Consider the following 8,379-nt stretch of genomic DNA (forward strand, 5'->3'; position numbering starts at 1 on the left):
AACAGGAGGATTTTTGACCTCTTGGCTAAAGGAATTGAGAAAACAAGTTAAGACTGTGGCTGATGAAGGAGCCTTTAGCAAGTCTATTTATGGCATAGAGAAAAAGCAATTTCCCTATATGCTCTGCATTACTAATATGCTAATCCATGACATGGATCTACCAGAAATCTACCACGACAATTCCCTCCTAAGAGATGTCCTCGACTATACAGATGAAGATAAGTTTGATGTAATTTTGATGAATCCACCCTATGGTGGCTCAGAAAAAGAAGATGTCAAAAATCACTTTCCAGCAGATCTAGCAAGTTCAGAAACTGCCGATTTATTTATGTCGGTAATTATGTATAGGCTAAAAGAAAAGGGCAGGGTTGCTGTTATCCTTCCTGATGGTTTCCTCTTTGGTTCAGATAATGCTAAGCTTAATATAAAGAAAAATCTTCTAGAAAACTTCAACCTCCACACCATAATAAGGATGCCTAATAGCGTCTTTGCTCCTTACACTTCAATAACTACCAACATTCTTTTCTTTGACAATACTGGTGAAACTAAAGAAACTTGGTTTTATAGGATGGATATGCCAGATGGCTACAAGAATTTCTCAAAGACTAAGCCAATGAAGCTTGCGCATTTCGATAAAGTTATCGACTGGTGGGATAAGAGAGAGAAAATTGAAATAGATGGCTTCTATAAGGCTAAAAAATTCACAAAAAAAGAACTTGCAGAAGACTTATCCTACAATTTCGACCAATGTGGCTACCCTCATGAAGAAGAAGTCATCCTAGATCCCATGGATCTAATCTACGAATACCAAGAAGAAAGACAGACCCTAAATGCCAATATTGACAAAATCCTAGGAGAAATCACAAGAAAACTTGGAGGTCAAAAATGACTCCCCAAGAATTAAAAAATTCTATCTTGCAAAGGGCTATAGAAGGAAAGCTAGTAGAACAAAGAAAAGAAGAGGGAACAGGAGAAGAGCTATATAAGCTTATCCAAGAAGAGAAAAATAAACTCATTAAAGAAGGGAAAGTCAAAAAACAAAAACCCCTTCCAGAAATTACAGAAGAAGAGATACCTTTTGATATACCTGAGTCTTGGAAGTGGGTTAGGTTGGGTGATGTATTTCAATTTATAAATGGAGATCGAGGAAAGAATTATCCAGCAAAAAGTAAGCTCAAAGAGAATGGCGATATTCCATTTATAAGTGCAATAAACCTTAAAGATGGCACTGTTGATGAAAATAATCTATTATATCTAGATATAAACCAGTATGAAAGACTAGGAAGTGGTAAATTATTAAAAAATGATATAGTTCTTTGTATCAGAGGCTCTCTTGGAAAAAATTGTATCTATCCTTTTGAGAAAGGTGCAATTGCTTCCTCATTGGTAATTTTAAGAAATTACAAAAAAATTAAGCTAGAATTTGTTCTGAATTATTTAAACTCATATCTATTTTATTCAGAAACAAAAAAATACGATAATGGAACAGCACAGCCTAATCTTTCTGCACAAAATGCTAAAAAGATCTTACTCCCCCTACCACCATTGAAAGAGCAGGAAAGAATTGTAGAAAAAATTGAAGACCTAATGCTCCTTGTTGACAAGTATGGAAAAAATTGGCAGATGCTTGAGGACTTAAACAAGAAATTCCCAGAAGATTTGAAGAAATCTCTCCTCCAAGAAGCAATCAAAGGAAGGCTGGTAGAGCAAAGGAAGGAAGAGGGAACGGGGGAAGAACTTTTTGAACTTATTAAGGAAGAAAAAAACAAACTAATAAAAGAAGGAAAAATCAAAAAACAAAAACCCCTCCCAGAAATCACAGAAGAAGAAATCCCCTTTGATATACCTGAGTCTTGGAAGTGGGTTAGGTTGGGAGAAATTACATTAAAGTTAACCGATGGTGCACATAAGACTCCAACTTATACAAATGAAGGGATACCATTTCTCTCGGTAAAAGATATCAGTTCTGGAAAAATTGATTATTCAAGTTGTAGGTTCATATCAAAAAAAGAACATGATAAACTTTTTGAAAGATGTAATCCTGAAAGAGGAGATTTACTTCTTACAAAAGTTGGAACAACAGGTATCCCCGTTGTTATCGACACTGATGAGGAATTTTCTTTATTTGTAAGTGTGGCATTACTTAAATTTCCTAAGAAACTAATTAATATTTATTTTTTAAAACACTTAATTAATAGTCCACTTGTTCAAGTGCAGGTAAAGGAAAATACAAGGGGCGTAGGTAATAAAAATTGGGTCATGAGAGATATTGCGAACACAATTATCCCCCTTCCACCCCTAGCAGAGCAAAAAAGATTAGTGGAAAAGTTAGAAGAACTTCTTCCCCTATGTGAACAAGTTATTAAAAATTAAAGGGAGATAAATATTTATAAAAATATTTCTGGATAAAATTTCACCTAGGGATAAATCCTAAGGCAAATTTCATATAATAAACAAGAGCAATTTCTAATCTTAGCTTTTTTAGGGCGATGATATTGGGAACTTGCTCTTTTGTTTTTAATGAAAAAAAGGATGCTAATATATATTAAAATTAATAGATATTATATTAATAGATAGTATAATTAGTAAAAAGACAAAATGTTGCAAAATTTTAAAAAAATTAAGGAAGTAACTATGAATAATATTAAAAGATTTAGTGAGATTATTGAAAAGAAAAGGGAGTTGACTAGGTCAAAAAAGCCTAGATATGCTACAAGAAAGCTAACTATTGGCTTGGTATCATGTATGCTAGGTTTTACCCTGATTTTTTCTCCTATGTCATCTATAGCTTCGGAAGTTAATGGAGCAAGTGGCATAAGCGAGAAAGAAAGTAACTCATCCGCTGAATCTAAGAATGATACACAAATACAAGATGAAGAAGTTCATAAAGGCCTAGCCCTTACTGATGAGCAAAAAAAAGCCCTCAAAGAAGCAGGCTTTACAGATGAAGAAATTCAAACAATCTTGAAAGAAGCAGAAGCCATAAAGGCTAAGGATGAGAATTTCGATTTTGATAAGTTTCTCAAAGAAAGAATAAAAGAGAAAACAAAGAATAAAGAAAAAGAAAGCGAAGATAAGGATGGCCAAGAATTAGAAGCATCTGGCAAACAAATTCCAGTCCCTGTAAGTTCATCTAATCAAGATAGGGAAGCTAGTCCTGAAAAAAATACAAAGGTAGACGGAGAAACATCTGCAACCTACTACACAAAAGCCAACTGGGAAAATAAAATTAAGGACAAGAGCCGTTGGAAAGTTGAAGATAACCAAAACCTCGTAAGAGTAGGTGGGGGCGACCCAGTTCAAATGAACGATATCGACTATGATGGGACCTTTATCGATGCCAATGGCAGGACAGTCTTAAGACTTGTCTATAAGGAAAAAACTCAAGCGGCATCTGGTGTTTGGTATAGGGCTTTAATCAATTTTGGAGATTTGGATAAGTATATTGATTATGACCTTTCTTATGTTTTGGGTAAGGATGGTAAGACTCAATATAAATTAGAAACAGTTAATGGTGTAGCTGGTAGAGGATTTGACCTAGGATTAGCTACTGGAGATAGGACAAATAATAGAGCAAATCTACCTATAAATTTAGTTTTAAAAGAAGATGTAGATTTAGAGACTCTTAAAAATGAAAATTACATTGTTCAAATGAGAGTTGCCAATGGAGATTATACTAGAATTTATGCTTATGCTCCTAAGGGAACATCTATGGATTACTCTACCTACACCAAGACAACAGCAGTTGACCTAGGAGATAAGCTAGGCAACCTATTTATCAAGGGTGGACTTCAAAGTGATTCTAATAATGCAACCAACCAAGAGTTCTTTATGTCTGAATTTATTTCAAATCCAGACAAATATCCTGACAAATCAAATCTTGGTATTATTAGAACCCAATATATGGGTCAAACTAATCCTATAGTAAGGGAAACAGTAGGGGATCTGCCTATTGCCTACACCCAAGTCTTTGATGCAAATCTCGTTAATTATTTAAAAGAAGATTCTAAAAAAAATATTGCCTATGTCAAAGTTTTGACCAACGGAAGAGTCCAATCACCTGTTTCAGTTGATTTTGGAATCAAGAAGGATATGATAAACTATTCTGCTGATGGTAAATTAGCCTATGTAGTTATCGGAACAAAAGATTTCCAAAAAGATGGAGTAAAGGTTGTTACTGTCCCTCAACTTGAGAAACACACCATGATCTCAGGTTTTTATATCACAGCTATTGATTATGTAGTGGACAAGGGAAAATTTGAAAATACCTTTAGCAATGATAAGGTTAGAAAATTAAATTACGCTATGATGTCAGGTTGGACAAATCCTAACAAAGACGGCTGGGTTAGCTATGAAAAATCCTATGACGATGACTATGTAGTTGACCAAGGAGAATCATACCTAATCGACACTGGAGATGATCCGACTGGTGGACAAATTATGGTCCAAGTTGGTGGCGACCAAGCTATTCTAAGAAAACCACAAGGATACTACAATGGCTATGTTATAGGCAAGGGAGCCAATGATGCTATAGAAAAATACGCAAATGGAGTTTATAAGATTACCCTTCGTGAGGGTGCAACTATCAACAAGGGCGATAAGTTAAAAATTTATATGCCTTATACTTCAAAACACGATAAGCCAGTAAACTTCCTTGAAATCCATAATGGAAGTAAGTATAACCAAGGTGCTGCTGAATTAAAGTTGGAAACAAATAGAAATATCACAATGCATCTTTTTAAAGCGGATAAAAAAGAATCATTTAAACTAAAATATACGCTAAAAGGTGGAAAGAAAGGAGAAATTGTATTCACTCCTAAAGTATTATGGCAGTACATGGACACTGATGGAGTTTTAACAGGTGTATCAAATAGAGCTACTGATGGTTATGGTGGTACATTCTACATCAACACAAAAAAACTAGAACCAGGTGCAGACATTTATGTTGAGTCAATTGGTGCAGATGGAAAAAAGATTGATGGACAAACTTCATGGTTTAAATATAGATCTCTTGAAAAATCAATGTACAATGTAAAACTTTTAACATGGACAGACCATTCTGATAAAAAATCAGTTTTATCAATCAACAAGTCCCTTTACACTCCTTACCAACAAATCTTTACCAATGATTATGCTGAGGGTGATGTTTATAAGAATCCAAAGGCATTGCCAACTGATGAAAAAGCCTTCAATACAGCTACTACACAAATTGTCGGTTATACCAAATATGACGGTGGTAAGGTAAGGACTCTTTATGAAGAAGGCAGAGTAGGTAAGTTAATAGCCAAGGTCCAAGCTGATGAAAATGAATATGATGATAAAGGAAACTTAAAGAGAGAAGATGTAAGAAAAAAATTAACTCTTTCAAAAGACAATATCTTTGACGCTCAATTTGATGGGTTAAGTAAGGTCTACAAGGCTTACGAGTATAGGGTAAATCTTGCAAAAATGCTCGCTTACCAATCTGATGATAAAACAGACAAAACTTTAACCCTTCTAAAGGATATGAAATTTGTAGCAAATGCATCTGATGGTTCATCACTTCCATCTGATCTTTTTGAAACAAGAGTTAGGGCAAGAATTTTGTTTGATGCAACAGAAGGTAAATGGTCAGACGGCACAAAGCAAGCTGTTAAGATAGCACCAGATAATGTTAAGTTCTACGGAGAAGACGGCTATACAGCCAATGGTTTTGAAGGTGCAAATGTAGAAGCAAATACTGGAGACAAATTCCCTGACGCACCAAAAGCTACTGGAAATAAAAAATTCTTGGGTTGGGTTACAGCTGAAGGAAAAAAAGCTCTAAATAACAATACAACTGTAAGTGCCGAAGAATTTAATAAGGTCGACAAGAAAGATATCTTTAGGGCAGACACCCCTATAACAAAACACCTTGTTGTTTATGCAATTTATTCAGATGAAACTACAGTAACCTTTGACGCTAATGGTGGTAAGTTTGGCGATGATAAAGAACAAACTACAGTTAAAGTTGATAATGGTAGTGTAACAGCACCAACACCAACAAGAGATGGCTATGATTTCAAAGGATGGGCTGATTCAAAAGATGCAAAAGAGGCAAATCCTAATATATTAACAGGCGTTACAGCACCTAAGACTGCATATGCAGTTTGGGAAAAGAAGCCAGAAGAAGCACTACAATTAAATAATCCTGAAAAGGTTGAAGTAAAAGATATCAGCTCATTGACTTCTGATGAAATAGCAGAGGTTAAAAAAGCTGTTGCCGATGCCAATAAGGATAAGGGAATTACAGAAGCTGACGTAACAGTAGCCAAAGATGGAACAGTAACAGTTAAAAAGGGTGATCAAACTGGAACAATTGAAAAAGATAATACAGTTACTCAAAAATTAGTAGAAAATACTTTCAACCCACCAAAAGAACCAGTTAAGGTTGATAAGATAGGTGAGTTAAAACCTGATGAAATTGCAGCAATTAAGAAAGCAGTTAAAGATGCTAACCCAGAAAGAAACTTCAAAGACAAAGAAATTACAGTAGAAGCTGATGGTACTGTTAAGATAAACCAAGGTGGTAAGGTCGGCAAAATCCCAGCTGACAAGACCGTTGTCCAAAAAGACACAATACTTGATTTGAAAAAACCAACTGAAAAAGTTGAAGTCAAAGATCCTACTATTTTAACACAAAAAGAAAAAGAAGAAGTTGCAGAAAAAGTTAAGGATGCAAACAAGGATAAACTAACTAATGATGCAGATGTAAAAGTTGATAGCAAGGGTAATGTAACAGTAAAGGATGGAGAAAAAACTGGAACATTAGAAGCTAAGGACACAGTAAAACAATTCACAAGAGATGGCAAAACCTTAAATCCACCTGCTGAAAAGGTTAAAGTATCCAATAAGAATCAACTTAACGAAACGGAAAAACAAGCAGTAAGAGATCAAGTTAAAAAAGCAAATCCAGATCTTGATTTTAAAGATGAAGAAATTGAAGTTGATGCAAACGGAACCGTAACTGTGCCTATGGGTGAAGGAAAAGTTGGAACATTCCAACCTGAACAAACAATTGAAGAAGCTAAAGATACTGACAAAATTATAAAACTTGTAGCACCAGCAAAAACAGAAGTTGTTGACGCAAGTAAGCTAACAAAAGATGAAAAAGATAAAGTTATAAAAGCTATAAAAGATGCAAATCAAAATTTACCAGAAGATGTAAAAATCGAGGTTGCTGATGATGGAGCTGTTACAGTTACTCAAGGAAGTGGAGAAAGCCAAAAGGTAGGACAACTATCACAAAAAGACACAGTAGAAGAAAAATTAAAAGCTCCAACAGTAACTGCCGATAAAGATGGAAGTGTAATTGCAAAGCCAAAAGATGATAAGGCAGAAGAAATTAAAGTAACTTACACTCCAAAAGGAAGTGAGACTCCAACAACTCTAACAGCTACAAAAGGCAATGATGGCAAATGGAAACTTCCAACTGACACAGATCCATCTATAACAATAGATGAAATTACAGGCGAAATCACAATCCCAGCTGACAAAATCAAAAATGATACAGATGTAAAACTCACAGCAAAGGCTGGAGAAAAAACATCAGACGAAGTCACAGTAACAGCAAAAGATGATCAAGCACCAGACAATCCAAAAGTTACTGTAAAAGATGATGGAAACATAGAAATAACTCCACCAGCAGATGAAGATACAAAATCAGTTACAGTAACATACAAAGACAAAGATGGAAATGACCAAACTCTTCTTGCAACAAAAGATGGAAACAAATGGAAACTTCCAGAAGGAACTGATACTTCAATAAAGATTGACCAAACAAGTGGAGTAATTACACTTCCAAAAGATAAGGTCAAGGGAGGAACAGAGATAAGCTCCAAGGCTAAGGACGAAGCAGGAAATGAATCTACAGAAGCTGGCAAGGCAAAACTACCTGCACTATCTGATAAATTCACTCCAGCATACACAGAAGCTGATGGAAAAGTAAACACACAAGCAACAATTACAGGACCAAATTTCAAAAATGAAGCTGGAGCAGATGTAAGTAAACCAGAAGGAATAACATTTGAACTTGGCAAAAACCATCCTCAAGGTGCAAAAATTGATGCAGATGGAAAAATCACATATACGCCACAAGCTTCTGATGAGGGAAAAGAAATAAAAATTCCAGTTGTGGTAAAATACAGCGATGGTTCTACAGATACACTAGAAGCTAGCCTAAAAGTTCATGATACAACAGCACCACAAGCACCAACCGTAACTGCAAACAAAGACGGAAGTGTAACAGTAACACCACCAACAGATAAAGATACAAAAGAAGTTTCTGTAACATACAAAGATAATGACGGAAACGAAAAGACAGTTACAGCAACAAAAGACCCACAAACAGGCAAGTGGAGT

General features: G+C 35.2%; 3 protein-coding genes. All 3 read left to right on the top strand.

Features of this window, described 5'->3' with window-relative positions; translation table 11 throughout:
* The coding region (locus HMPREF0077_RS00020) for an HsdM family class I SAM-dependent methyltransferase (RefSeq protein ID WP_004835772.1) at positions 1–889 on the top strand (889 nt) is incomplete at its 5' end.
* A complete protein-coding gene (locus tag HMPREF0077_RS00025) occupies positions 886–2,373 on the top strand; it encodes a restriction endonuclease subunit S (protein ID WP_004835773.1) in 1,488 nt (495 codons plus the stop codon). The genes HMPREF0077_RS00020 and HMPREF0077_RS00025, both read left to right, overlap by 4 nt.
* A gap of 261 nt (positions 2,374–2,634) precedes the next feature.
* A partial coding sequence (locus HMPREF0077_RS10715; RefSeq protein ID WP_052588088.1) for a Rib/alpha-like domain-containing protein occupies positions 2,635–8,379 on the top strand: 5,745 nt, incomplete at its 3' end.

It is taken from the genome of Anaerococcus tetradius ATCC 35098, from assembly GCF_000159095.1.
GTDB lineage: Bacteria > Bacillota > Clostridia > Tissierellales > Peptoniphilaceae > Anaerococcus > Anaerococcus tetradius.

What these genes read in the sequence shown, in the direction of transcription:
- HMPREF0077_RS00025 (WP_004835773.1), top strand. Translation starts at nt 886, where the DNA reads ATGACTCCCCAAGAATTAAAAAATTCTATCTTGCAAAGGGCTATAGAA.